Source organism: Nocardioides sp. (genome assembly GCF_047606145.1).
Taxonomy (GTDB): Bacteria; Actinomycetota; Actinomycetes; order Propionibacteriales; family Nocardioidaceae; genus Nocardioides.
Genome location: NZ_JASGET010000152.1, coordinates 23,147 through 48,555, shown reverse-complemented (window position 1 = coordinate 48,555; position 25,409 = coordinate 23,147). Strand labels below are relative to the sequence as shown.

Genomic DNA, 25,409 nt, shown 5'->3' with positions numbered 1-25,409 from the left:
GGCGACCGCCGCCGTGCGCAGCTCCGGCACCGGGTCGGTCTGGGCGGCGTAGGCCGGCAGCAGCGCCAGCACGCCGGGCACCACGGCGATCCTCACGCCAACCCCCGGATCGCCCGCTCGGGCAGGCGCCGACCCGCGATCGCGTAGGCCATGTCGACCACGTCGCGGGTCTCGCGAACCTGGTGCGCTCGGAAGATCCGGGCCCCGGCCAGGGCACATGCGGCGGTGGCGGCCAGCGTCCCGGGCAGCCGCTCCGCGGTCGGCCGGCCGAGGGTCTCGCCGACGAAGTCCTTGTTGGACAGCGAGACCAGCACCGGCCATCCGGTGGCCACCATCTCCCCCAGTCGCCTGGTCAGCTCCAGGGAGTGATGGGTGTTCTTGCCGAAGTCGTGTGCCGGGTCGATCACGATCGACGCCTCGGGCACTCCGGCCGCCCGCGCCCGCTCGGCGTAGCCGAGGGTGGCCTCCAGCGCCGCGGCCACGACGTCGTCGTACTCCATCCGGTGCGGATCGGTGCGGGGTCGCAGACCGCCGGTGTGGGTGCACACGATCGCGGCGCCGAATTCGGCGGCGACGTCGACGAGGCCGGGATCGTGTCCGCCCCACGCGTCGTTGAGCAGGTCGACACCCTCGCCACACACGACCCGGCCGACCTCGGCCCGCCAGGTGTCGACCGAGATCACCAGGTCGGGATGGTCGCCGCGCACCCGGGCGACGAAGCTCGCCACCCGGCGGATCTCCTCGGCCGCGTCCACCTCCGGTCCGTATCCGGCCTTGACCCCGCCGATGTCGACGATGTCGGCGCCCTCCTCGATCGCCTGGGCGATGCGGTCGAGGGCGGCGTCCTCGGCGTAGGTGGCGCCGCGGTCGTAGAAGGAGTCGGGAGTCCGGTTGACGATCGCCATCACCAGCGGCTGACCGTCGTCGAAGACACGCCGTCCCAGTCTCAGCGGGCGGTCGGTCGGCATGGGGCGACCTTATCGAGCGACCCGACCACTCACCGCCCCGATAGGGTCGTGGCCATGAGCTGGTTGGTCACCGGAGGAGCGGGTTACATCGGATCGCACGTCGTCGTGGCGTTGCTCGAGGCGGGCATGGAACCGGTCGTCATCGACGACCTCTCCTCCGGCTTCGCGAGGTTCGTGCCGGACGGGGTGCCCCTGGTCGAGGCCTCGCTGCTCGACACCGCGACGATCACCGCGACGCTGCGCGACCACCGGGTCGAGGGCGTGATCCACCTGGCCGGGTTCAAGTACGCGGGGGTGAGCGTCCAGCGGCCGCTGCACACCTACTCCCAGAACGTCACCGGCACCATCTCGTTGCTCGGCGCGATGGTGGAGACCGGGGTCGACACGCTGGTCTTCTCCAGCAGCGCGGCGACCTACGGCACGCCCGACGTCGACCTCGTCACCGAGGCGACGCCCACCCACCCGGAGAGCCCGTACGGCGAATCGAAGCTGATCGGGGAATGGCTGATCGCGGACGTCGCCCGGGCGCATCGGCTGCGGCACACCAGCCTGCGCTACTTCAACGTCGTCGGCTCGGGCAGCCCGGGGCTCTACGACACCAGCCCGCACAACCTGTTCCCGCTGGTCTTCGACGCGCTGGTCGCCGGCAGGACGCCGCGGATCAACGGCGACGACTACCCGACCCCGGACGGCACCACGGTGCGCGACTACGTCCACGTCGCCGATCTCGCGCACTCGCACGTCGTCGCCGCACGCAGGCTCGCCGCCGGCGAGAGCCTGGAGCCGGTCTACAACCTCGGGTCGGGGGACGGCTCGAGCGTCCGGCAGATCATGGACACCATCCGTGAGGTCACCCAGATCGACTTCGTCCCCGAGATCGCACCGCGCCGCGCCGGCGACCCGGCCCAGATCGTGGCCTCGGGCAAGCTCGCCCGCCGTGACCTGGAGTGGGAGATGCGGCATGACCTGCGCAGCATGGTCTCCTCCGCCTGGGAGGCGCGCCAGGCCGCCGGCTGAGCCTGGCGGGCCTGGCTCTCGTCGGTCCCGGTACTCGTGACCCGACCACCGATCAACCCGACTCCCCGCCGGCCGAGTAGCCCTCGCGAGGAACGAGCGAGGGTGTATCGAGGCCACGAACCGAAGGGCCTCGATACGCTCGCCGGCACTCGCCGTTCGATCAACGGAAAGTCGAGCGGTCGACGGGGGTCCACACCGCAAGGCGACCGCCGGATCGGCGAGATGTCGCCACTTTCGACCAACCCGACCTGCTGGCCCGTCCACCCCACTAGGATGGGCTCACCCGGGCCTCGTGCCCGGGTACGACGCGTGTCGGTCGCGCCGTCGGTCCCCTGGCGTGATCGGCGATGGCGTCGGTCCCCACCGCAAGGAGCGGGGCCCGTTCGCGCGAGCGAACGGGCCCCGTGCGGTGTTCCTCAGGCCTCGGTGGACGGCGTCTCCGGGGTCTTCGGCGCGGCCTTCTTCGCCGCGGCCGTGCTCGACTTCTTCGCGGTCGACGACGCCGTGGTCTTCTTCGCCGGCGCCTTCGCCGGACTGGACTTCTTCGCGGTGGTCTTCTTCGCCGGGGACTTCGTGACCGCAGTCGTTGCGGGGGCCTTCTTCGCCGCCGGCTTCTTCGCGGCCGGCGCCGGCGATGCCGGCTTCGGCGCTGCCGGGGTCGTCGCTGCCGGGGTCGTCGCCGGAGCGACCGACTCCTTGCCACGCAGCTTCGCGACCACCACCTCGCCGCGCTTGGCCAGGTCGTCATAGGCGTCGGTGGCGCTCACGCCGGCCTCGTTCAGCTTGGCCTTCGCCTTGCCCGGCAGCGAGGCGACATCGGCCTGCAACTCGGTGAGGTTCTTCCGGGCCTGGCCGCCGAACTCGGCGTACGACGCCCGGGCCTTGCCGGACAGGGCCTTCGGGTCGAACACGTTCTTGCGGGCCTGGCTGGTGGCGTCCTCGACGCGCTTGCTCACGTCGTTCGCGTAGCCCTTGACGGTCTCCACCGCGACGTCGGCGGCACCCGCGCCGGCGTACAGCGGCTTGGCGGGCAGGCTCGGACGCTGCAGCTTCGGCAGCTTGGGCAGGTCGACCTTCGGCAGCTTCGGGAGCTTGGGCAGCTCGAGCTTGGGCAGAGTGGGCATCAGTTCTCCTTGGTGTCGGTGACGTCGGGGGTGTCGGCGCTGTCAGCGTCATCGGCGTCATCAGCGCTGTCAGGGGTATCGGGGGTGGCGGCAGCATCGGCGGCGTTGCCGGCTGCTTCGGTCGGCTCGGCGGCGACGGCGCGCCCGTTCAGGGCCAGGAACGACTGGTAGACATCGAGCAGCGACCGCTTCTGTCGTTCGGTGAGCTGGGTGTCGCCCAGGATCGCGAGCTCCACCGAGCCGCCGGTGTGCTCGTGCGGGCTGAGGATCCCGGCACGGACATAGACCTGCTCGGCGGAGATCCGCAGCGCCTTCGCGATCTGCTGCAGCACCTCGGCGGACGGCTTGCGCAGACCGCGCTCGATCTGGCTCAGGTACGGATTGGAGACGCCGGCCTGCTCGGCCAGCTGACGCAGCGACATACTCGCCGATACGCGCTGCTCCTTGAGGTACTCACCCAACGATCCGACGGTCTTGCCGACCTTGCTCTTGGCCATGTCTCCATCATGCTAACTCTTGCTAGCAGATTCAAGCTCGAGGCAGCAGACGTGGCGCGAGTCACGACATCTGCCCAGGTCATCTGGGTGACACAGCAATGGATGAGGGCGCGCGAGCCGCTAGGCGAGCATGCGGTCCAGGGTCGGTCGCAGTGCACCGACCGGCGTACCTCCACCGAGCACCGGACGCTCGCCGAGCGACCGGACCGCGTCGAGGTCGACCCCGTCGAGGCCGGCGAGCCCGTCGCGCAGCAGGGCGGCGACCATCGCCACCGGCCGGGCCCGATCACCGCCGTCGGCGATCTTGAGCGCATAGGCGCGTCCGTCCGGCAACGCGACGGCATAGACGGCCTCGGCGCCGAACTTGCCGATCGCTCCCGGCACGGCGCGCAGCAGGACCGCCTCGTCCCGGCCGGTCCCGGACACGTGCTCGGGATGGCTGCGGATGGCGTCCGCCACTCGCGCGGCCGGGCCGGTCCGCGCCTGCGCCAGCCGGGCGTAGGCGCGGGCCAGCCCGATCAGGGAGACCGAGAGCAGCGGAGCGCCGCATCCGTCCACCGCCAGCTGGGCCGTCTCACCGGTGACCGCCTCGTACCGCTGCCTGATGGCGACCTGGAGCGGGTGGACGGGGTCGAGATAACCGTCCACCGGCCAGTCGCGCCGCACACAGGTGGCGAGCATCGCGGCGTGCTTGCCGGAGCAGTTCATGGCCAGCCTGGTCGGCTCCTCGCCCGATCTGATCGCGGCGAACCGGGCGCGTTCGTCGAGCGGATAGTCGGGGACGTTGCCGAGCGCGTCGACCTCGAGGCCGGCACCGGCCAGGATGCGTCGTACGCCGTCGAGATGGAAGCCCTCGCCGGAGTGCGAGGCGCAGGCCAGCGCCAGCAGGTCGGCGGGCAGGTCCAGCCCGAGGTCGACCATCGCCAGCGCCTGCAGGGGCTTGCTCGCCGAGCGCGGCAGCATCGGCGCCGCGACGTCGCCCAGCGACCAGGCGAGCTCACCGTCGGCGCCGAGGGCGACCATCGCACCACGGTGCAGCCCTTCGACGAAGCCCGAGCGGACCACCTCGACGAGCGGGACGAAGGCATCGTCGGTGAGCAGCGGTGACTGCGGCATGGCGCCAGTGTGTCAGGGTTGGCCCGTGCCAAGCATTCCGCAGTTCTCCCCCTCGCCACGTGAGCTCGACGACCTCGAGTTGATCACCTCCGGCGCGGTGCCCGGACCGCTCAACGCGCCCGGCTCGCCGCTCACCCTCGACCTGCCCGACGAGGTCGCCGCCGCGGCGAAAGAGGCCGGCGCGGTCGAGGTGGTCGACCCCGAGGGTCTTCCGCTGGCCCACGTGGCCTGGCCCGGTGGAGCGGTGAACGTGCTGAGCGTCCCGGCGTACGGGCCGTTCCGACGCCTGCATCTGACCCCCGCCGAGGTCCGCCGGCGCTACCCCGGCCGGACGGTCGTCCCGGTGGTCGGTCCCCTCACCGATGCCGCGATCGCCGAGCTCGCCGGTCTCGGTCCGGTGCTGCTGCTCGCCCTGGTCGGCACCGGCACCCCGGAGCTCTCTCCGGTCGCGCTGCTGCGCGCATCGCTGCTGGCGGCCGGCCAGCTGCCGGATGCCGTGGTGGTGGCCTGTCCGCTCGCCGCGCACGGCGACGCCGAGGTCGATCACGGCCTCGGCACGCAGGTGGTGGCGACGTACGCCGGCGAGGACCCGGTGCACGCGCTCACCGAGGACCCGACCGACAGCTACCCCGACGACATCGCCGCGGTGATCGACTTCGACCGGCCCGAGCCGGAGCGGAGGGGGCTGGTGCTCTTCTTCACCGGCCTGTCGGGATCGGGGAAGTCGACCCTGGCACGCGCCCTGCTGGACCGCCTGGCCGAGCAGGGCCGACGCACGGTGACCAGCCTCGACGGCGACGTGGTGCGCCGCAACCTGTCCGCCGGACTGACCTTCTCCAAGGCCGACCGCGAGACGAACATCCGCCGGATCGGCTGGGTCGCCGCGGAGATCTCCCGGCATGGCGGGGTCGCGGTGTGCTCGCCGATCGCCCCGTTCGACGCGACCCGGCGAGACGTCCGCGGCTACGTCGAACAGGCCGGCGGCGCCTTCTTCCTGATCCACGTCGCCACTCCGCTCGCCGAGTGCGAGCGACGCGACCGCAAGGGCCTCTACGCCAAGGCGCGGCGTGGCGAGATCGCCGAGTTCACCGGCATCTCCTCGCCGTACGAGGTGCCGACCGACGCCGACGTGGTGGTCGACACCACCGGCCACAGCATCGAGGACGCGCTGGGCGACGTCACCGACGCGCTGCGCGAGGCCGGCTACCTCGACCTGTAGCCGGGCCGCGACAATTCGTCTAGGTATGCAGGCGAGTGGGCGCTTCCCCGTTGGAGTTCCACCGGGGAAGCGGGTGTTCGGCTGCATACCTAGACGAACGGGCGGCGGCGGCAAACCCACCGATCGTGCCCTACACTGCACCGGTCGACCTAAGTCGACTTGAATAGTTGAACTACGAGAAGAGTGAGTAGGGTGCACGACCTCTTCACCATCGACGCTCTGGATGTCCTGATCGTCAGCTTCGGCATCGGCATCGTCGTCGGGCTGACCGGGATGGGCGGCGGCGCGCTGATGACGCCGGCGCTGATCTTCCTGGGCATCAACCCGACGGCAGCGGTCGCCAATGACCTGGTGGCCGCCTCGGTCAACAAGTCGGTCGGCGCGGCCGTCCACTGGAGACACGGCTCGCCGAACATCCAGCTCGCCCTCTACCTGATCCTCGGATCGGTACCGTTCGCCTTCGTCGGCGGCTTCATCGTCCACGACCTCGGCTCCGATGCGGAGGACTTCCTCACCTACGCCATCGGCGGGGCCCTGCTGCTCGCGGCCGCGTCGTACACGTTGCGGATGTATCTGCAGCTGCGCCTGGTCACCGGCGGCAACGAGGCCCCCTCCGGGGAGGTGGTCCTCCGCCCGGTGATCACGCTGGCCGTCGGCGCGCTCGGCGGCCTGCTGGTCGGGATCACCTCGGTCGGCTCCGGGTCGCTGATCATGGTCGCGCTGCTGCTCCTCTACCCGACCCTGTCCGCGGTCAAGCTGGTCGGCACCGACCTGGTGCAGGCGGTGCCGCTGGTGCTCTCGGCCGCGGTCTCGCACTGGATCAACACCGGGGTCGACTGGGCGATCCTGATCCCGCTGATCATCGGCGGCTCGCCGGGCACCTTCATCGGCGCCCGGATGGCACGCTGGATCTCACAGTCGGTGATCCGGCGCGGCATCGTCATCGTGCTCACCCTGACCGGTCTGAAGATGCTCGGCGTCTCCCCCACCTGGGTCGGCATCGTCGGCGCCGGCATGCTGCTGCTCGGCCCGCTGCTGTGGGGCTTCGTGCGGCAGACCCGCGGCATCCCGGCCTTCGACAACAACTCCGGCGCCTGGCGGCTGCCGGAGAGTTCGGATCAGGCCAAGTAGCGGCGCAGGGCGAGCAACTGGTCCTCGGGCTCGAAGCCGGCCGCGCGGATCTTCGCCAGCTCCAGCACCGAGTTGGCCGGCCGTGGCGCGAGCTGCCTGCCCTCGCCGTACGCGGCGGTGCTGGTCGGCGCGACGTCGTCGCGGGAACGGCCGCACAGCTCGAAGACCTCACCGGCGATGGCGTGCCACGAGGTCGGCTCGCCGCTGTTGGTGACGTGATAGACGCCGTACGGCGACCGGGAGCCGAGCAGGTGGGCGGTGGCGTCCGCGAGGGTGTCGGTGAAGGTGAGCCGGCCGACCTGGTCGTCGACCACGCTGGGGCTGACGCCGCGCTCGGCGAGGCTCGCCATGGTGCGCACGAAGTTCCCGCCGTCGCCGACGACCCAGGATGTGCGCAGCAGATAGTGCCGCGGCGCGAGCGCCACCGCCGCCTCCCCGGCCGCCTTGGACTGGCCGTAGACGCCCAGCGGCGCCACCGGCTCGTCCTCGGCATGGGACGCACGGACGCCGTCGAAGACGTAGTCGGTGGAATAGTGCACCAGGGTCAGCCGGTGCTCCCTGGCCACCGCCGCCAGGCGCACCACCGCGGTCGCGTTCGCGGCCCACGCCAGCGGCCGCCCGGCCGCCGTCTCGGCGGCGTCGACGGCGGTGTACGCGGCCGCGTTCAGCACCACGTCGTACGCCGACCAGTCCCAGCCGGCCACCGCCGCCGGGTCGGTCAGGTCCAACTCGCTCCGGGTGGTCACCTCGGCCTCGGGGAACGCCCTCGCCAGCGCCCGCCCGAGCTGGCCGCCGCCCCCCAGCACGAGCGTCCTCTTCGGTGCCATCGGGGTGACCTCGGCCAGTCGCGGGTTGTCCCGATCCTTCGCGGACAGCTCGACCTCGGCCGAGTCCAGCGGGATCGGCCACGGGATGGCCACCGTCTCGTCGGCCAGGTGCAGCGCCGGGTAGGCGGTGCCGGGCCGCCAGTGGTCGTTGACCAGGTAGGAGTAGACGGTACCGTCGGCCAGCGCCTGGTAGGAGTTCCCGACCCCGCGCGGCACGAAGACCGCCACGTCGGGTCCGATCTCGGTCCAGTAGGTGGTGCCGAAGCTCTCCCCGGCGCGCATGTCGACCCAGGCCGCGAAGACCCGGCCGACCGCGACCGAGACGAACTTGTCCCACGGCTCGGTGTGGATGCCGCGGGTGGCCCCGCGCGCGGCGTTGAAGGACATGTTGTTCTGCACCGGACCGAAGTCGGGCAGGCCGAGCTCGGTCATCTTGGCCCGCTGCCAGTTCTCCTTGAACCAGCCACGGGCATCGCCGTGCACCGGCAGCCGGACCACCAGCAGCCCCGGGATCGCCGTCTGCTCGACCGCGAGCTCCTCGACGGACATCGGGCTCACTGTCCCTTGGCGGCGTACGAGGCCTCGGTGTCGGCCTTCGCCGGCCGCCACCAGTCCTCGTGCGCCTGGTACCACGCGATGGTGTCGGCCAGCCCGGACTCGAAGTCGGCGAAGCGGGGCGTCCAGCCGAGCTCGGCGCGCAGCTTGCCGGACTCGATCGCGTAGCGCCGGTCGTGCCCGGCACGATCGGCGACGAACTCGATCTCGGCGGGATCCTCGGGATCGCGGCCGAAGTGCCGCAGGATCGCGCGGACCACCTCCAGGTTGGAGCGCTCGCCGTCGGCGCCGATCAGATAGGTCTCCCCGATCCGGCCCCGCTGCAGGATCGCCAGGACGGCGGCCGAGTGGTCGTCGGTGTGGATCCAGTCCCGCACGTTGCGGCCGTCGCCGTAGACCCGGGGCCGGCGACCCTCGATCACCTCGGTGATCTGGCGCGGGATGAACTTCTCCACGTGCTGCCACGGACCGTAGTTGTTGGAGCAGTTCGAGATGGTCGCCCGCACGCCGAAGGAGCGCACCCACGCCCGCACCAGATGGTCCGAGCCCGCCTTCGTCGCCGAGTACGGCGAGGACGGCCGGTAGGGGGTGTCCTCGGTGAACCGCTTGGCCGGCACCTCGTCGGTGACCAGCGGCAGGTCGCCGTACACCTCGTCGGTGGAGACGTGGTGGAAGCGCACCCCGCTGCGACGGACGGCCTCGAGCAGGGTGAACGTGCCCACGATGTTGGTCTGCACGAACGGCGCCGGGTCGGCGAGCGAGTTGTCGTTGTGCGACTCGGCGGCGTAGTGCACCACCGCGTCGACCCGGTCGACCAGCGGGTCGACCACGCCGGCGTCGGCGATGTCGCCGACCACCAGCTCGACCCGGTCGCTCGGCAGCCCGGTCAACGACTCGCGGGTGGCGGCATAGGTGAGCTTGTCGAGCACCGTCACCCGGGCCTCGGTGTGGCCCACCAGGTGGTGGACGAAGTTCGAGCCGATGAAGCCGGCGCCGCCGGTGACCAGGATGTGTTCCACGGCGATCATCCTAGGATCCCCGGACTCGCCGATGGGCCCCCGCCGGATTCCGTAGGGTGAGCGCCATGAAGGGGATCATCCTGGCCGGCGGCACCGGCTCGCGCCTGCACCCGATCACGCTCGCGGTGAGCAAGCAGCTGATGCCGGTCTACGACAAGCCGATGATCTACTACCCGCTGAGCACGCTGATGCTCGCCGGGATCCGGGAGATCCTGGTGATCACCACCCCGCACGACGCCGAGGCGTTCGGTCGGCTGCTGGGAGACGGGTCGCAGTTCGGGATCGAGCTGAGCTACGCGGTGCAGCCGAGCCCGGACGGGCTGGCCCAGGCGTTCACCATCGCCGCCGAGGTCGGCTTCGTCGACCCCGCCGGCGGCGACCGGATCGGCCTGGTGCTCGGCGACAACATCTTCTACGGCCACGGCCTGGGCAACCAGCTGCGCCGCTTCTCCTCGCTCGAGGGCGCGGCCGTCTTCGGCTACCCGGTCTCCGATCCCTCGGCGTACGGCGTGGTGGAGTTCGACGAGACCTTCACCGCCGTCTCCCTCGAGGAGAAGCCCGCGCGGCCCAAGAGCCGGTACGCCGTCCCCGGGCTGTACTTCTACGACGGCTCGGTGGTGGAGATGGCGCGCACCCTGAAGCCGTCCGCGCGCGGCGAGCTGGAGATCACCGACCTGAACCGGCTCTATCTCGAGGCCGGCACGCTGCAGGTGCAGGTGCTCCCGCGCGGCTCGGCCTGGCTGGACACCGGCACCGTGGAGGACCTCAACGAGGCGGCCAACTACATCCGGGCCATCGAGCACCGGCAGGGTCTCAAGATCGGCGCCCCCGAGGAGGTCGCCTGGCGGATGGGCTGGCTCGGTGACGACCGGCTCGCCGAGCTCGCCCAGCCGCTGCGCAAGAGCGGGTACGGCGACTACCTGCTGGGGCTGCTGGGCTGAGCTGCCCCTGCCCCGGGGCGGTTTCACCGGTTCACCGGTGAAACCGGCACTTCCTGCGCGATGCAACCCGCAAGAAGTGCCAGTTCTGCGCAAGAAGTCCCCCAGGTCCGGCCGAAGGATCGCCGGCGGGACCGCCCGGATCCCCTCAGGGTCGCCCCAGCGCCCGATAGGTCCAGCCGGCAGCCCGCCAGGCGAGCGGGTCGAGGCAGTTGCGGCCATCGAGCATCCGCGGCACGGCGACGTGCTCGCGCAGGGCCGCGGGGTCCAGCGCCAGGTACTCCTGCCATTCGGTGAGGAGTACGACGACCTCGGCGTCGCGGACCGCCTCCTCGACGGTGTCGGCGAACTGCAGGTCGGGCCACTTCTTCTTGGCGTTGTCGATCGCCCGCGGATCGGTGAGCGTCACCTGGGCGCCCTGCAGCTGCATCTGCGCAGCCACCGACAGCGCCGGGCTGTCCCGCACGTCGTCGCTGTTCGGCTTGAACGCCGCCCCGAGCACGGCGACCCGGCGGGAGACGATCGAGCCGCCGCACACCTCCCGGGCGAGATCGACCATCCGCACCCGGCGACGCATGTTGATCGAGTCGACCTCACGCAGGAAGGTCAGCGCCTGGTCGACCCCGAGCTCGCCGGCACGGGCCATGAACGCCCTGATGTCCTTGGGCAGGCAGCCACCGCCGAAGCCGAGGCCGGCGTTGAGGAAGCGACGGCCGATCCGGGCGTCGTACCCGATCGCGTCGGCGAGCCGGGTGACGTCGGCGCCGGTCGCCTCGCACAGCTCGGCCATCGCGTTGATGAAGGAGATCTTGGTCGCCAGGAAGGAGTTGGCGGCCACCTTGACCAACTGCGCGGTGGCCAGGTCGGTCTCGATCTTCGGCGTCCCGGCCGCCAGCGCGGCGGCGTACACCTCGTCGAGCACGCCCATCGCGGCCGTCGCCTGGGCGGTGGGGACGCCGTCGCGCTGGGCCGCGCCGTAGACGAACCGATCCGGAGTGAGCGTGTCCTGAACGGCGAGGCCCTCCCGCAGGAACTCCGGGTTCCACAACAGCTCGGCGGCGGGCTCGGCGTCCTGGATCGTCTCCAGCAGCCGCTCCGCGGTGCCGACCGGCACCGTCGACTTGCCGACCACCACGTCGCCCGGCTTCAGCGCGGGCAGCAGATCCGCGACGGCGGCGCGGACATAGGTCATGTCCGCGGCGTACTCGCCCTTCTTCTGGGGCGTGCCCACACACACGAAGTGGACCGTCGCGTCGGCCGCCTCGGCCGCGTCGGTGGTGAACCGCAGCCGGCCCGTCGCGAGCGTCTCGGCGAGCAGCTCGGGCAGTCCGGGTTCGTGGAACGGCGGCCGGCCGGCCGCGAGTTCGGTGACCTGCTCGGGGAGTACGTCGATCGCCACCACGTCGTGCCCGAGCTTGGCCATGCAGACCGCGTGGACGGCTCCGAGGTAGCCGCAACCGAAGACTGAGAGGCGCACGCCGCAAGTGTAGGGATCAACCCCTTCGGCGGCCTGTCCGTGGGGACAGTTCGACCCATCTGGGTAAGACGGTTCGTCGGGTTGCGACGAGTATGTCTACGATGTTGGCTGCATTAGCCCGATGAGAGGTGTCTTGGTTCTGTCATGACCGAAACCCACGCCGACTACCGACTGAGTCAGCTCGACCAGTTGGAGGCGGAGTCGATCCACATCTTCCGTGAGGTCGCCGCCGAGTTCGAGAAGCCCGTGCTGATGTTCTCCGGCGGCAAGGACAGCATCGTGATGCTGCGCCTGGCGGAGAAGGCGTTCTTCCCCGCGAAGATCCCCTTCCCGGTGCTGCAGGTCGACACGGGCTTCGACTTCCCCGAGGTGCTCGCCACCCGGGACAACTGGGTCAACCGGCTCGGCGTACGGCTGATCGTGGCCTCCGTCGAGGAGGCGATCGCCGAGGGTGTCGTCGTCGACGACGGCAAGACCCCGCGCAACCGCCTCCAGATCGGCACCCTGCTCAACGCGATCGAGGAGAACGGCTTCACCGCCGCCTTCGGTGGCGGCCGGCGTGACGAGGAGAAGGCGCGCGCCAAGGAGCGGGTCTACTCCCACCGCGACGAGTTCGGCCAGTGGGACCCGAAGAACCAGCGCCCCGAGCTGTGGAGCCTCTACAACGGCCGGCTGCACGAGGGCGAGCACATGCGGATCTTCCCGATCTCCAACTGGACCGAGCTGGACATCTGGGACTACATCGGCCGCGAGGGGATCGAGATCCCCAGCATCTACTACGCCCACCAGCGCCGGGTCTTCGAGCGCGACGGGATGCTGCTCTCCGAGACTCCGCACAACCCGCTGCGGGGTGGCGAGGTCGTCGAGGAACGGACGGTCCGCTTCCGCACCGTCGGCGACATCACGCTGACCGGGTGCGTGGAGAGCACGGCGGGCACCATCGAGGAGATCATCGACGAGGTAGCCACCGCACGGGTGACCGAGCGCGGCGCCACCCGTGGCGACGACCGGTTCAGCGAGGCGGCCATGGAAGACCGCAAGAAGGAGGGCTACTTCTGATGGCCGAGGTTTCGACAGGATCAACCAGCGACGCTCCGGGCTCGACCACCGGACCGGACCAGAAGCCGACCATGGACCTGCTCCGGTTCGCGACCGCGGGCTCGGTCGATGACGGCAAGTCCACCCTGATCGGGCGCCTGCTCTACGACAGCAAGTCGATCTTCGCCGACCAGCTGGAGGCGGTCGAGGCCACCTCGACCGCGAAGGGTCATGACTACGTCGACCTGTCGCTGCTCACCGACGGACTGCGCTCCGAGCGCGAGCAGGGCATCACCATCGACGTCGCCTACCGCTACTTCGCGACGCCGAACCGGAAGTTCATCATCGCCGACACCCCGGGCCACGTGCAGTACACCCGGAACATGGTCACCGGCGCCTCGACCGCCGACCTCGGCCTGGTGCTGGTCGACGCCCGCCACGGGCTGACCGAGCAGTCCCGTCGGCACGCCGTACTGCTCTCGCTGCTGCGGGTGCCGCACCTGGTGCTGTGCATCAACAAGATGGACCTGGTCGACTTCTCCGAGGAGGTCTACGAGCGGATCCATGCCGAGTTCACCCAGTTCGCCACCAAGCTGAACATCCCCGACCTCGAGGTCATCCCGATCTCGGCCCTCCAGGGCGACAACGTGGTGACCCGCTCGGAGAACATGGACTGGTACTCCGGCCCGACGCTGATCCACCACCTCGAGCACATCCACGTCGCCTCCGACCGGGACCTGATCGACGCCCGGTTCCCGGTCCAGTACGTCGTCCGGCCGAAGTCGGACGAGCACCACGACTACCGCGGCTACGCCGGCCAGCTGGCCGGTGGCGTGCTCAAGCCCGGTGACGAGGTCGTCGTGCTGCCGTCCGGAATGACCTCCACCATCGCCGGCATCGACCTGTTCGACTCCGAGATCCCCGAGGCGTTCCCGCCGATGTCGATTACCGTGCGGCTGACCGACGACGTGGACGTCTCCCGCGGCGACATGATCGCCCGGGTCAAGAACGCTCCCGAGCCGACCCAGGACATCGACGCGATGGTGTCGTGGATGACCAACCAGCCGCTGCGGCCGCGGCAGAAGCTCGCGATCAAGCACACCACCCGCTCCGCGCGGGCACTGGTCAAGGACATCCAGTACCGCCTCGACGTCAACACCCTGCATCGCGACCAGGACACCAAGGAACTCGGCCTCAACGAGATCGGCCGCGTCCAGTTGCGCACCACCGTGCCGCTGCTCGCCGACCCCTACTCGAAGAACCGCACCACCGGCTCGTTCATCCTCATCGACGAGGCGACCGGCGTCACCGTCGGCGCCGGCATGATCAACGGCTGACGCGGTCGGCCTGCCTCCGCGGACGGAATCACCGGTGAACCGGTGAAACTGGAACTTCTCGAGGGTTGCAACCCTCGAGAAGTTCCAGTTTCACGCGAGAAGTACGCCGCCCGGGCCGGCCGCTCGGCGTGGCTCCAGGCTCAGCTCGGGGTGACGACGATGGCGCCGGTGTAGGTGGTGCCCGCCTCGATCGTGGTGGCGGTGCCGTCCACCGTCATGGTCGCCCCCTTCACCTTCGAGTCCTCATCGAGGGTGAGGCTGGTCAGGTAGGAGACGTCGGTCGGCTTCCACGTCGAGGAGACCAGGGAGACGATGACGCCGTTGTTGACCGCGGCCGAGGTGGTGTTCGAGACCCGACCGAGCTGCTGGTACTCGGTCGAGCTGATCGAGCTGACCGAATGCGCCGTGACGCTCGCCGAGATCACGCCCTTGACGGTCGAGTCGGTGAAGGTGAGCGCCATGTTCTGGTCGTCGCGCCGGCCGTTGTAGAAGTCTCCGGCCAGCTTGATCGAGGTGAACTCCGCGATCACGTCGGAGCTGGTGGCCGTCTCGGTGTCGAAATCGTCGTCCTTGGTGATCTCGTCGGTCGGCTCGGTGTAGGTGCCGGTGCCGCTCCCGGGGTCGTCGGTCTCCATCAGCTGCAGCAGCACCCCGTTGTCGGTGGTCAGCTTGGCGCCGTCGGAGCCGTCCACGCTGATCGTCGCCGCGACCGCCTTGACCAGGAACATCGTCTCCGCGGTGGTGAACCTGGTGGCCCCGTCGATGGTCACCGAGCCACCCGAGCCCTGACAGAACATCACCCCGAAGCGGGTCGAGTCGATGACGGTGTTCGTCTCGGCGAGAGCGGCACGCTCCTTCCTGGTCAGCTGCAGGTCCTGGCTGGTGTTGACCGCGGCGACCGCGTCGGCGGTGCTGTTCCCGAAGTAGATCGAGCCACCGGTGGTGATGCCCGCGTAGGCCACGTTGCGGAACTTGCAGCCGTAGAACTTGTCGATCGCGGAGCCGTCGGCGTAGGTGCCGTAGCCCTCGGTGTCGGTGATCGCCAGGACACAGTTGATGGCGGTCAGCTCCGCCTCGTTGTCGGAGTCGGTCGAGAGCACCCCCCAGTTGGTCGAGGAGACGTGGGAGTTGACATAGGTCGCCTTGGTGGCGCTGCCCAGCGCCACCGTGGCACGCACGTTGCCGGAGAGCCCCAGCATCCACGGCACCGACATCATCGTCGGGCCGAGCCCGAAGCTGTAGTCCGAGGGCAGGGTGCCGTCATGGGTCGCGATCCGGGAGTTCTTCACGATCACGTTGGCGCCGTCGTTGGCGATCACGCCGGGCCGTACGGCGCCGTGGTTGACGATGCTCGCGCCGTCGATCACGAACCGGGTCCCGCTGCCGGTGCCGACCAGCGAGGCGCCGTACCCGGCGAAGTCGAGGCGACCGTTGCCGTGGTAGCGCACCATCGGGTTGATCAGCTCGTAGGTGCCGTCGGTGACCCAGAAGCCGTCGAAGGCCTCGCCGGTGGAGCGCAGCGTGATGTTGCGGGCCTTGGCCGCACCGAGCGTCCCGATCACCGCGGAGAGCACCGAGTAGTCCTCGTTGATCCCGTCGGCGTCGACGTAGACCGCCTGGCGCACGTCGAAGGTGTAGCCCGCGAAGGTCTGCTCGTTGACGGTGGTCACCGCGATCACCACCTCACCGCGGTAGGTGCCGGCCTCGATGGTCGTGGTCACGCCGTAGGTCGAGACCAGCGCGGAGCCCGTCTCCACGCCGTTCACCGTGATCGTCAGGATCGAGCCGTCCGGTGCCGCGAGGGTGGCACCGTCGGCGATCTTGAGATAGCTGCAGGTCGTGGTCTCCTCGACGGTGAGCGTCTCGCCGTCGGCGACGACGATGCGCGTGCCCGACGCCGTCTTCGCGTGAGCCGGATCGGTCAGGCCGATCGGCACGATCAGCGCGGTGCCGGCGACTCCGGCGGTACGGAGCAGATTGCGGCGGGTGAGCAGGTTGGATGCCATAGGTCTTTCCTCGTTGAAGGGTCCGCTGGCCGGTCGGTCAACTGCCTCTCGACGCTAGGCCCTGAGCGCGTCGTGTGACCCCGCCCACATGTGGATGCCTCCCATCCCTGCCATGAATGCTCGCGCGCCGTCCCGCTATCCTCGTCGGGTGCGGGCGGTGCTGACCCGGGTGCGATCGGCCTCGGTGAGTGTGGCCGGCGAGGTCGTCGGTGCGCTGCCCGGACCCGGGCTCCTCGTCCTGCTCGGCGTCGGACGCGAGGACGGTGCGGACGAGGCGGGCTGGCTGGCCCGCAAGATCTGGACGCTGCGCATCCTGGCCGACGAGCGCTCGGCCAGCGACGTCGACGCCCCGATCCTGGTGGTCTCGCAGTTCACCCTGTACGGCGACGCCCGCAAGGGCCGCCGGCCGACCTGGACGGCCGCCGCGCCGGGCGCGGTCTCCGAGCCGCTCTACGAGAGGTTCTGCGACGCGCTCGTCGCGCTCGGCGCCCACGTCGAGCGCGGCGCGTTCGGGGCGCACATGCAGGTCGCCTCGGTCAACGACGGGCCGGTCACGCTGCTGCTGGAGACCCCTGACATAGGATCCCGGGGTGCCCGATGACCTCCCCGCGAACGGCGACCTGGTGACGATCTACACCGACGGAGCGTGCCTGGGGAATCCGGGGCCGGGCGGCTGGGGCGCGGTGCTCCGCTACGGGTCGCACGAGCTGGAGATGTACGGCGGCGAGGCGGCGACCACCAACAACCGGATGGAGCTGATGGCCGCCATCGCGGCACTGGAGAAGCTCACCCGTCCCTCGCGGGTCGCACTGTTCACCGACAGCAGCTACGTGCGCAACGGGATCCTGAGCTGGGTGGCGACGTGGAAGGCGAACGGCTGGCGCACCTCGGCCAAGAAGCCGGTGAAGAACGAGGACCTGTGGCGCCGCCTGGACGCGGCCGCCGACCGGCATCGGGTGGAGTGGCACTGGGTCAAGGGCCACGCCGGTGACCCGGGCAACGAGCGCGCCGACGCCCTTGCCGGGCAGGGCGCCCGCGAGGCGGCCGGATAGGCCGAGAGACCGGGAGGCCGGCAGATACGGACCGCCCGCCCCGGCGGGGGCCGGAGCGGGCGGATCAGCGGGCGTCAGCCGACCGGGATGACGACCTCGGCCACCGAGCCGACGGCGGCGTGCACCTGCTTGTCGACCGGGTCAGCCTTCGGCGCCAGCGTGCGCAGCGTCCACTGGCCGTCGCCGGCGAAGAACCGGAAGTGACCGGTCGCCGAGGTGGGCACCTCGGCGGTGAACTCGCCGGTCCGGTCCAGCAACCGGACGTAGGCGCCCTGCACCGGGGTACCGGCGCGGGTCACCTGGCCCTGGATGACCGCCTCCTTGGCGACGTCGACGCCGTCGAGCGAGAGGCCGCCCTCGGTCGCGCCACACATCAGGCCTCCCCGGCCTCGTCGCCGAGCACGACCGGTACGCCGACCAGCGAGCCGTACTCGGTCCACGAGCCGTCGTAGTTCTTGACGTTCTCCTGGCCGAGCAGCTCCTTGAGGACGAACCAGGTGTGCGAGGAGCGCTCACCGATGCGGCAGTAGGCGATGGTGTCCTTGCTCCAGTCGACGCCGGCCTCGGTGTAGATCTCCTTCAGCTCCTCATCGGACTTGAAGGTGCCGTCGTCGTTCGCCGCCTTGCTCCACGGCACGTTCGCAGCGGTCGGGATGTGACCGGCACGCTGCGCCTGCTCCTGCGGCAGGTGGGCCGGGGCGAGCAGCCGGCCGGCGTACTCGTCGGGCGAGCGGACGTCGACCAGGTTCTGCGCGCCGATGGCGGCGACGACCTCGTCGCGGAACGCCCGGATGGTCAGGTCCTGCTCGGTGGCGGTGTAGCTGGTGGCCGGGCGCTGGGTCGGCTCGTCGGTCAGCTCGCGGGAGTCCAGCTCCCACTTCTTGCGGCCGCCGTCGAGCAGCTTGAGGTCGTCGTGACCGTAGAGCTTGAAGTACCAGTAGGCGTACGCGGCGAACCAGTTGTTGTTGCCGCCGTAGAGCACCACGGTGTCGTCGTTCGCGATGCCGCGCTCGGAGAGCAGGGCCTCGAACTGGGTCTTGTCGACGAAGTCGCGACGGACCTGGTCCTGCAGGTCGGTGGTCCAGTCGAGCTTGACCGCACCCTTGATGTGGCCCTTGTCGTAGGCAGAGGTGTCCTCGTCCACCTCGACCAGCACGACCTTCGGGTTGTCGAGGTTCTCCTCCACCCACTGGGCGGAGACGAGCGAGTTCTCGCGGCTCATGTTTTCCGTACCTTTCTGTTGCGCCGCTCTCGGCGCGGGGTCTGTTGGGTCAGGCGATTCGCTTGAGAAGCAGGTAGAGCTCACAGCCGAGGCAGAACCGGAAGGCCGCGTTGAGCACCGCGGCGACCAGGGCGAGCCCGATGGCCACCAGGGCCGCCGTGGTCCAGCCCAGGCCGAACGCGACGAGCGCCACCAGGGTGAAGACCAGCCCGACCGCCTGCGCGAACCGCGGCGGAGCCGGGTCCTCCAGCTCCGCCGGCGCCTCCAGCCGCGGCCGCACCAGCGTGCGGAACACCCAGGCATGCGGTGTTCGCTGCACGCCGAGCGTCGCGCCGATCGCGAAGAACATCGCCTGCACGGCGGTCAGTACGACGGCCGCCGGGGTCGGCAGCACCAGGATCGCCACCAGGACGACGACGGTGACGGCCGCGGTGAACTGCGGGCCGCGAGGGTCGATCCCACGCGGCCGCGACGGGACGGCACCGGCCGGACCGGCCGGACCTGTCGGACGTGCGACGGTGGACATGACTCTGCTGTGCTCCTGGACGGATGAGGGCGGGCGTCGGAAACGACGATACTGCAGTAATTGAGTAGATATAAGGGTCTACTGCGAGCTCAGCCGCACATTCGACACAGCGACGAGCGCACGCGGCAGTGGTCCACCGCACGGCGCTTGGTCAGCATGGTCGAGAGCACGACATGAGGTTATCCCGGCCCGAAACGGAGCAGAAACGAATCGTCCGAATGGTGAGACTGACGTCTTGAATACTGAACACGATCAGTCGACCGCCTTTGCCAACGCGGCCAGCACCTGCTCCTTACGCGGTGCCCCGGCCGCCCGGGCGACCTCGACCCCGGTCCGATCGAGCACGAGGGTCGTCGGCGTACGCAGCACGCCGAGGCTCCGCACCATGTCGAGGTGCTGCTCGGCGTCCACCTCGACGTGGACCACCCCCGGCACCTGGTCGGCGATCTCGGCCAGCACTCTCCTGGTGGCGCGACAGGGTGCGCAGAACGCGCTGGAGAACTGCACCAGGGTGGCCCGCTCGCCCGGCTCGACGGAGCTCGCGGCGGCCACCGACGACCAGGCGTTCGGCGGCCCGTCCGTCCCGGCCCGGCGGGACTCGTCCGCCGCGATCCGGACCGCCCGGGTGCCACCGAACCGGCCGTCCGTCATCGCCCGGAACCCGCCGAACCCGAGCGCCACCACCACTGCCACCAGCGCTATTCCGACTCCCGTGCTCACGTTCGGGCACAACCCCGCCACCGGCCCCGGCATTCCTGCGGGCCGACCCGGCGGGACGCGACGCCCGGGCACTGTGCTCGGCGGGCCCCGTGCTCAGCGGGCTTCGAGCGCGGCTGGCTCAGTCGCGCGGACCGCCGTGCATCAGGCCGTCGAGGCCACCGGGAAGGGTGGCGGCCAGGCCCGGGTCGAACTCGCCGTCGACGAGCACGAAGACCACCCGGGCGACCTCGTCGCCGCGGTTGGCCCAGGCGTGGTCGGTGCCCCGCTGCACCACGATGTCGCCGGCCCGCAGGGTCACCTCCTCGGCGTCGAGGATCAGGGTGATCTCACCGGAGAGCACGATGCCGTAGTCGACCGAGGCGGTCCGGTGGATCGGCGACTGCAGCCCCCGCTCGTCGAGGTGCCCCGGGGCGAACTCGTTGATCCGGATCTTGGTGCCCCGCTCGGGCGGCGGCACCGCGAGAGTGCGCTCGGTCGGCTCGTTCGGCTCCTCGGCGGCGATGACGGCCGGAGCGCCCGCGGTGTTCCAGATCTCGTGGAAGGCGACCCCTTCCCCCGGCAGCTCGCGACTGACCGGCACCGGCCCGTCCGAGAGGATCACCGACACCCCCTCCGGGGTGTGACCGGTGACGACCCGGCGAGGTGCGGGGAAGGCAGCGGAGGCGGGGACGGGCTCGGGCATAGGGGCTCCTGTACGACGCGGTGACGGGATGGCCCAGCCTCACTCCCCTGTGGCCGCGGCCACAAGGGCATCCGGCATCACCAGCCGCTATCGCTGGCATCGCCACATCGGGTCAATCGGCGTCCTCGACCTCCACCGCGATCTCGTGCAGCAGCTGACGAAGCCACACCACCGCGGGGTCCTTCTCCCGCCTCGGATGCCAGTGCGCCGCCTCGGTGATGAAGACCTGCGGCACCGGGGTCTCGGCGGTCGTGAGTCGCAGGCTGTCCAGACAGCGACGGGCGAGTCGCGAGGGCACGAAGGCGCACATGTCGGTACCGGCGACCGCGAACGGCAGCGTGAGCAGGCTGGTCACCCGGACCAGCACCGGGCGGTCCGCCAACCCGCTCTCCGCCATCGCGCGCTCCAACGGCCGCGGCCGCCCGGCGGGGGCGAACTCGGCGACCGCGTGCGGCATCTCGGCCAGGTCGGCGAGGCTCAGGGTGCCGTCTCGCAGCCGGGGGTTGGTGTCGGCGACGACACAGACCAGCCGGTCGGTGAAGACCGGCTGCAGCTCGCCGGGAAACTCGAACCCGAGCGGCGCCACGATCAGGTCACGGCGCATCAGCTGGGTCTCCACCTGGTCGCCGGGCACATCGAGCGGGTCGAGCGCCATCGCGCAGCCGGGTGCGCGCTGCGCGAGGGTGCGGGTCAGCGGCTCGGCGAGCACCGTCATGGCGTATTCCGACATGCCGACCGCGAACCGGCGGGTGCTGACCGACGGGTCGAACTCCCGATGGTTGCCGAGCAGCGCCTCGGCCGCCTCGACGGCCGCGGTGACCTCGCCCCGCAGTCGCTCGGCCAGCTCGGTGAGCTCGAAGCCCCGGCCGCTGCGAACCAGGAGCTCGTCGTCGAAGTGCGCGCGCAGCCTGGTCAGGGCGCCGCTCATCGCCGGTTGGCTCATCATCATCCGCTCGCCGGCCCTGGTCAGGTTGCGCTCCTCGATCAGGGCCTGCAGCGCGAGCAACAGGTTCGCATCCACCCGGCGCAGGCGTTCGGGAGTGCGATCTCCTCGCGTGACGGTGCTCACGTCGGCGAGCGTAGCCTGGCTCGGCGGTCGGATCCGGACGCCGGGGTGGCAACCGGGGTGGCAACCGGTGTGGCAACACGCGAACACCGCGCGCCTCGGATGGCATCATCGGGCTACGACGCGGCCCGACGAGACATGGCACCGTCGAGAACGGCACGGAGTCGAGAACGGCACGGAGAGGAGTGGCGATGGCCCTGGGTGGCACCGACCTCAACCTGCTGCTGCCGCTCAAGGTGCTGCTCGAGGAGGCCAACGTCACCCGGGCGGGGCAACGGCTGGAGCTGAGTCAGCCGGCCATGAGCGCCGCGCTCGCCCGGTTGCGGCGACGGTTCGACGACGAGCTGCTGGTGCGCGCCGGCCGGAACTACGAGCTGACGCCGTTCGCCCGCGACCTCATCCCCGAGGTCCAGCACGCGGTGCGGCTGATGGGGATCGCGCTCAACCTCGAGGACGAGTTCGATCCGGCCACCAGCGACCGCGTCTTCCGGATGACGATGAGCGACTACGCCATCGCCGTGGTGCACGAGCCGCTGGTCCGGCTGATGGAGGCCGAGGCACCCGGCGTACGGCTCACCGTGGGCCACCTCGGCCCGGACTCGCGGACCTCGGACCGGATCCTGGTGGACAACGACGCCCTGATCGCTCCCCTCGGCTTCGGCTTCCCGGGGTGCTCCCGACCGCTGTGGCGCGACCGGATGGTGGTCATCGCCGACCGGACCAATCGACGGCTGCGCGATGGCCGGCTGACCCTCGAGGACCTGGCAGCACTGCCGCACGCGGTGGCCTCGTTCGGTCCCGGGATCCTCACCCCGGTCGACCGTGCCTTCGGTGAGCACGGCATCCAGCGCCACATCGCGCTCCAGGTCTTCGGGTTCCTGCCGCTCCCGTTCATCGTCGAGGGCACCCAGATGGTCTCCGTGATCCCCGAGAGGCTGGCCCGGTTGCACCTGCGCGGCGAGACCACCCTGGTACTGGTGGAGCCGCCGTTCGGCGAGGCGATCCTCGCCGAGGGCTATTGGTACGCCGAGGACCGGCTCTCCGACCCGGCCCACCGCTGGTTCTTCACCCAGCTCGAGCGGGTCGCCGCCGCGATCGCGTAGCCGCGGCGGTCCACGCCCGGGCGCCCGCTGCCGCACCCACGTCGAGGCGGATGCGGCTCCGCACCGGTCCGGTCACTCCCAGTGGTTGCGATTGGTGGCGCCACCGGGACCGGCGAGATAGCCGACGAAGAGCCCGTCGGGGTCGCGATCGGCGTACACCTGCTGCAGCCGCACCCAGGCCTCGTCGGAGAGGAACCGGACCTGACGGCGGGAGAGGTCGCTGTCGCCCAGGTACTGGCCGACGGTGACCGGCTCCAGGTCCGCCATCGCCTGCTCCAGCCACCGCTGGCAACGCTCGTCGTCGGCGGCGTCCTCCCACAGCACGTAGGAGGCGAGGTAGATCTCGGACTGCACCGAGAAGGCCATCTCGGGAAGCTCCCGCAGTGGCGCCATGCTGAACCAGATGGTGAACGCCTTGTCGTTGGGCAGAGTGGTGTAGGCCCGGCGCATCGCCGGCACGACCTGCGCCGCGGAGCCGCTCAGCCAGGCGTTGTCGACCGCCCAGCGGTGCCCCTCGGGGTTGTCCTCGATCTGGCGGGCACGCTCCGCCTCGGGTGTGGTCGGCTCGTTGTCGATCACCAGCAGGGCGCGCTCCAGGGCCGGGTTGGCCCGGAACGGCGCCAGCGCGGCCTCGGCCTCGGCCCGGTCCCCGACCATGGCGAGTGCGGTCACCAGCAGGATCGGGTCGGCGCAGATGTCGGGGTCGGTCTTGGTCACCGCCACGATCTCGACTTCTGCGGCGATCTGGTGATGGGTCTCGTGCAGCCAGGTCATCACCTCGTCGAAGTCGGCCATCGCGAAGCCCTGCACGGTGTGCGCGAAGTGACCCGGCAACGGCCTGGTCCGCAGGTGGAAGCGGGTGACCACGCCGGGGAACCCGGGCCCGGCGCCGCGAGCCGCCCAGAACAGGTCGGCGTTCTGCTCCTCATCGGCGCGGACCAGCTCACCCTCGGCGGTGACCACGTCGACGGCGACCACGTGCTCGGCCGCCCAGCCCCAGCCACGGGCGTTCCAGCCCTGACCGCCCTGGAGCAGGAAGCCGCCGATGCCGACGGTGGGGCAGTGCCCACCGACGAAGAAGCGGCCTCGCTCGGAGAGATACGGACCGAGCTCCGAGCCGCCCTTGGTCGACGGGGAGGCGGTCACGATCCCGGTGGTCTCGTCATAGTCCATCTCGTGCATTCCGCCGAGGTCGATCACCAGTGCGTCGTCCCGGACCGACCACTGCGCCCAGCTGTGGCCGCCGGATCGTACGGCGACCTGCCAGCCCCGCTCACGGGCCAGCCGTACGCCGGCCACCACGTCGTCCTCGGTGAGCGCCTTGAGCACCGCCGCCGGCTGCCGGGTGGTGAGGCGACGGTTGAAGATCCGGTCGGTGCGAGCGTCGTCGAATCCGTCCTCGCCACGCAGGACCAGCGTGCCGGTGAAGGGGGGAGCGCCCATCAGGCGGGCTCCACCAGTGCCTGCAGCGTGTCGGCGGTGAGCTTGGCGGGGTCTGCTCCCGGCGTGTCGGGGTGGATCTCCCACTCGGCGAGCTGGAGGCTGCCGTCGAGCACCAGCTTCACCCGCGGGAACCGCCGGGCCATGAAGGCCGGCAGGCTCTTCTCCAGCTGGTCGCCGGCGGTGATCACCTCGGCCAGCACCACCGCGTCCTCGGCGCACATCGCCGCGCCCTGGGCGACCAGCGGCGGGCAGGCGTGTGCGGCGTCCCCGATGATGATGGTCCGGCCGCGATACCACGGGGACTCGACCAGGATCGCCTCGATCCACTGGTAGTTGACCACCGTGTCCTCGGTCAGGCTGTCGCGCACCTTGCCCCAGTTGCCGCCGTACCCCTGGCCGTGCTCGCGGAACATCTCCAGGGTCGGCACCTCGCCGATCACCGACCGGTCCAGGTTGTCCTCGATGAGGAAGGCGTAGCACAGCTCGTCCGAGATCGGGGTGCAGCCGGCCTTGTACTTGGGGCCGCCGTAGTAGATCTCGGAGACGTCCATCTCCGGCGTCCGCGGTCCGATCACCCGCCAGATGCCCATCCCGACCGGCTCCGGCTGGGTGTCGATGCCGATCATGGAGCGCACCGTGGAGCGGATGCCATCGGCTCCGACGAGCAGGTCGACCCGCTCGGTGGTGCCGTCGCTCAGGGTGACGGTGACGCCGTCGCCGTCGCCGTCGCCGTCGTCGTCGAACGCGGTGAGCGTCGTGCCCAGCCGCAGGTCGATCAGCGGCGAGGCGACGATGTCACCGGCCAGCAGGTCGGCGATGTCGGCCCGAACGGCGCCCATCGTGCCGGGCAGGTCCTCCCCGCCCATCGGCGGCGCCTGGATCTGTGCGGTGACGGTGCCGTCGGGGGCGCAGAGCTTCAGGCTGTTGAACGGGAAGCCGCGTTCGGCGAGCCGGTCATAGATCCCGACCTCGCGGAACGCCTTGAGCGCGTTGCCCTGCACGGTGATGCCGTGTCCCACCCCACCGAGCTCGGGACGCAGGTCGACCAGCACCACCTCGACACCGCGCTGGGCAAGCGCCAGCGAGAGCACCCCGCCGGCGATGCCGCCGCCCACGACCAGTACGCGGCGTACGGCGGACTCGGTGGGCTTCGACGATGACGCGACTGACATTTCCACGCTCCAGACTTCACGACGTGCCCGCACTCGTTGTGCGGTCGATCACAGCAAACCGCGCTGCGCCCGACAACAGAACCCCACCTCCGCTGATGCCAGGCATCCGTGCAGAGCCCGTTCCGGATCACAGCGAATTCGTACAGGCTCTGCA

The 25,409-nt window shown here is 70.4% G+C and carries 25 protein-coding genes; 9 read left to right on the top strand and 16 right to left on the bottom strand.

Annotated features, from left to right (window positions below; translation table 11 throughout):
• Positions 1 to 92: 92 nt before the first annotated feature.
• Positions 93 to 968 (bottom strand): dihydropteroate synthase, encoded by an 876-nt coding sequence (gene folP / locus QM638_RS20570; RefSeq protein ID WP_415145112.1) that lies wholly within the window; start codon positions 966 to 968, stop codon positions 93 to 95.
• Between the two features lie 54 nt (positions 969 to 1,022).
• Between folP and galE the strand changes: the two genes are divergently transcribed.
• Positions 1,023 to 1,985: a UDP-glucose 4-epimerase GalE gene (galE, locus tag QM638_RS20565; RefSeq protein WP_415145110.1), complete on the top strand. Its 963-nt coding sequence runs from the start codon at positions 1,023 to 1,025 to the stop codon at positions 1,983 to 1,985.
• Between the two features lie 416 nt (positions 1,986 to 2,401).
• Here galE and QM638_RS20560 read toward each other — a convergent pair whose 3' ends face one another.
• The 3 genes from QM638_RS20560 to QM638_RS20550 form a co-directional block, all read right to left on the bottom strand.
• The gene (locus tag QM638_RS20560) at positions 2,402 to 3,109 is read right to left on the bottom strand and encodes a hypothetical protein (protein WP_415145108.1); all 708 of its coding nucleotides are present in this window, start codon (positions 3,107 to 3,109) and stop codon (positions 2,402 to 2,404) included.
• The gene (locus QM638_RS20555) at positions 3,109 to 3,606 is read right to left on the bottom strand and encodes a helix-turn-helix domain-containing protein (protein ID WP_415145106.1); all 498 of its coding nucleotides are present in this window, start codon (positions 3,604 to 3,606) and stop codon (positions 3,109 to 3,111) included. The genes QM638_RS20560 and QM638_RS20555 overlap by 1 nt, the downstream gene beginning before the upstream one ends.
• Positions 3,607 to 3,726: 120 nt before the next feature.
• Entirely contained in the window at positions 3,727 to 4,722 is a 996-nt protein-coding gene (locus QM638_RS20550; protein ID WP_415145104.1) for an asparaginase, read from the bottom strand.
• A 25-nt stretch (positions 4,723 to 4,747) separates the two neighbouring features.
• On the opposite strand from QM638_RS20550, the gene cysC reads away from it, so the two are divergent.
• Together cysC and QM638_RS20540 are read left to right on the top strand one after the other, a co-directional pair.
• Positions 4,748 to 5,941, top strand: a complete 1,194-nt coding sequence (gene cysC / locus QM638_RS20545) for an adenylyl-sulfate kinase (protein ID WP_415145102.1) — start codon at positions 4,748 to 4,750, stop codon at positions 5,939 to 5,941.
• Positions 5,942 to 6,133: 192 nt separating this feature from the next.
• Complete coding sequence (locus QM638_RS20540) at positions 6,134 to 7,072, top strand: sulfite exporter TauE/SafE family protein (protein WP_415145100.1); 939 nt, start codon at positions 6,134 to 6,136, stop codon at positions 7,070 to 7,072.
• Here QM638_RS20540 and rfbD read toward each other — a convergent pair.
• The gene (gene rfbD / locus QM638_RS20535) at positions 7,060 to 8,448 is read right to left on the bottom strand and encodes a dTDP-4-dehydrorhamnose reductase (protein ID WP_415145098.1); all 1,389 of its coding nucleotides are present in this window, start codon (positions 8,446 to 8,448) and stop codon (positions 7,060 to 7,062) included. The genes QM638_RS20540 and rfbD overlap by 13 nt on opposite strands.
• Positions 8,449 to 8,453: 5 nt before the next feature.
• Positions 8,454 to 9,482, bottom strand: a complete 1,029-nt coding sequence (rfbB, locus tag QM638_RS20530; RefSeq protein ID WP_415145096.1) for a dTDP-glucose 4,6-dehydratase — start codon at positions 9,480 to 9,482, stop codon at positions 8,454 to 8,456.
• A gap of 56 nt (positions 9,483 to 9,538) precedes the next feature.
• Here rfbB and rfbA point away from each other — a divergent pair, with 56 nt between their 5' ends.
• Complete coding sequence (gene rfbA / locus QM638_RS20525) at positions 9,539 to 10,414, top strand: glucose-1-phosphate thymidylyltransferase RfbA (RefSeq protein WP_415145094.1); 876 nt, start codon at positions 9,539 to 9,541, stop codon at positions 10,412 to 10,414.
• A 145-nt stretch (positions 10,415 to 10,559) separates the two neighbouring features.
• Here rfbA and QM638_RS20520 read toward each other — a convergent pair whose 3' ends face one another.
• Positions 10,560 to 11,888: a UDP-glucose dehydrogenase family protein gene (locus tag QM638_RS20520; protein WP_415145092.1), complete on the bottom strand. Its 1,329-nt coding sequence runs from the start codon at positions 11,886 to 11,888 to the stop codon at positions 10,560 to 10,562.
• A 144-nt stretch (positions 11,889 to 12,032) separates the two neighbouring features.
• Between QM638_RS20520 and cysD the strand changes: the two genes are divergently transcribed.
• Complete coding sequence (gene cysD / locus QM638_RS20515; RefSeq protein WP_415145090.1) at positions 12,033 to 12,947, top strand: sulfate adenylyltransferase subunit CysD; 915 nt, start codon at positions 12,033 to 12,035, stop codon at positions 12,945 to 12,947.
• 71 nt (positions 12,948 to 13,018) lie between these two features.
• Positions 13,019 to 14,263: a sulfate adenylyltransferase subunit 1 gene (locus tag QM638_RS20510; RefSeq protein ID WP_415145088.1), complete on the top strand. Its 1,245-nt coding sequence runs from the start codon at positions 13,019 to 13,021 to the stop codon at positions 14,261 to 14,263.
• A 140-nt stretch (positions 14,264 to 14,403) separates the two neighbouring features.
• Here the strand turns inward: QM638_RS20510 and QM638_RS20505 are convergent, their stop codons facing one another.
• Positions 14,404 to 16,269, bottom strand: coding sequence for a hypothetical protein (locus QM638_RS20505; RefSeq protein WP_415145087.1), 1,866 nt, complete (start codon positions 16,267 to 16,269; stop codon positions 14,404 to 14,406).
• A 148-nt stretch (positions 16,270 to 16,417) separates the two neighbouring features.
• Here QM638_RS20505 and dtd point away from each other — a divergent pair, with 148 nt between their 5' ends.
• Both dtd and rnhA read left to right on the top strand, forming a co-directional pair.
• Positions 16,418 to 16,870, top strand: coding sequence for a D-aminoacyl-tRNA deacylase (gene dtd / locus QM638_RS20500; RefSeq protein WP_415145114.1), 453 nt, complete (start codon positions 16,418 to 16,420; stop codon positions 16,868 to 16,870).
• The gene (gene rnhA, locus QM638_RS20495) at positions 16,860 to 17,321 is read left to right on the top strand and encodes a ribonuclease HI (RefSeq protein ID WP_415145085.1); all 462 of its coding nucleotides are present in this window, start codon (positions 16,860 to 16,862) and stop codon (positions 17,319 to 17,321) included. Before dtd ends, rnhA begins: the two co-directional genes overlap by 11 nt.
• Positions 17,322 to 17,395: 74 nt before the next feature.
• On the opposite strand, the gene QM638_RS20490 is transcribed toward rnhA, so the two are convergent.
• The 6 genes from QM638_RS20490 to QM638_RS20465 form a co-directional block, all read right to left on the bottom strand.
• Positions 17,396 to 17,695: a DUF1416 domain-containing protein gene (locus tag QM638_RS20490; RefSeq protein WP_415145083.1), complete on the bottom strand. Its 300-nt coding sequence runs from the start codon at positions 17,693 to 17,695 to the stop codon at positions 17,396 to 17,398.
• Positions 17,695 to 18,543: a sulfurtransferase gene (locus QM638_RS20485; protein WP_415145081.1), complete on the bottom strand. Its 849-nt coding sequence runs from the start codon at positions 18,541 to 18,543 to the stop codon at positions 17,695 to 17,697. The genes QM638_RS20490 and QM638_RS20485 overlap by 1 nt, the downstream gene beginning before the upstream one ends.
• Before the next feature lie 49 nt (positions 18,544 to 18,592).
• The gene (locus QM638_RS20480; protein WP_415145079.1) at positions 18,593 to 19,069 is read right to left on the bottom strand and encodes a DUF4395 domain-containing protein; all 477 of its coding nucleotides are present in this window, start codon (positions 19,067 to 19,069) and stop codon (positions 18,593 to 18,595) included.
• Between the two features lie 252 nt (positions 19,070 to 19,321).
• Positions 19,322 to 19,789: a TlpA family protein disulfide reductase gene (locus QM638_RS20475; RefSeq protein WP_415145077.1), complete on the bottom strand. Its 468-nt coding sequence runs from the start codon at positions 19,787 to 19,789 to the stop codon at positions 19,322 to 19,324.
• Positions 19,790 to 19,907: 118 nt separating this feature from the next.
• On the bottom strand, positions 19,908 to 20,471 hold the full coding sequence (locus QM638_RS20470; protein ID WP_415145075.1) for a cupin domain-containing protein: 564 nt from the start codon (positions 20,469 to 20,471) through the stop codon (positions 19,908 to 19,910).
• Positions 20,472 to 20,583: 112 nt separating this feature from the next.
• Positions 20,584 to 21,540: a LysR family transcriptional regulator gene (locus QM638_RS20465; RefSeq protein WP_415145073.1), complete on the bottom strand. Its 957-nt coding sequence runs from the start codon at positions 21,538 to 21,540 to the stop codon at positions 20,584 to 20,586.
• 188 nt (positions 21,541 to 21,728) lie between these two features.
• On the opposite strand from QM638_RS20465, the gene QM638_RS20460 reads away from it, so the two are divergent.
• Positions 21,729 to 22,640, top strand: a complete 912-nt coding sequence (locus QM638_RS20460) for a LysR family transcriptional regulator (RefSeq protein WP_415145071.1) — start codon at positions 21,729 to 21,731, stop codon at positions 22,638 to 22,640.
• 72 nt (positions 22,641 to 22,712) lie between these two features.
• Here the strand turns inward: QM638_RS20460 and QM638_RS20455 are convergent, their stop codons facing one another.
• Positions 22,713 to 24,083 carry an FAD-binding oxidoreductase gene (locus QM638_RS20455; RefSeq protein WP_415145069.1) on the bottom strand — a complete coding sequence of 457 codons (1,371 nt, stop codon included), beginning with the start codon at positions 24,081 to 24,083 and terminating at the stop codon, positions 22,713 to 22,715.
• Positions 24,083 to 25,255, bottom strand: a complete 1,173-nt coding sequence (locus QM638_RS20450) for an FAD-dependent monooxygenase (protein ID WP_415145068.1) — start codon at positions 25,253 to 25,255, stop codon at positions 24,083 to 24,085. The genes QM638_RS20455 and QM638_RS20450 overlap by 1 nt, the downstream gene beginning before the upstream one ends.
• Positions 25,256 to 25,409 lie beyond the last annotated feature (154 nt).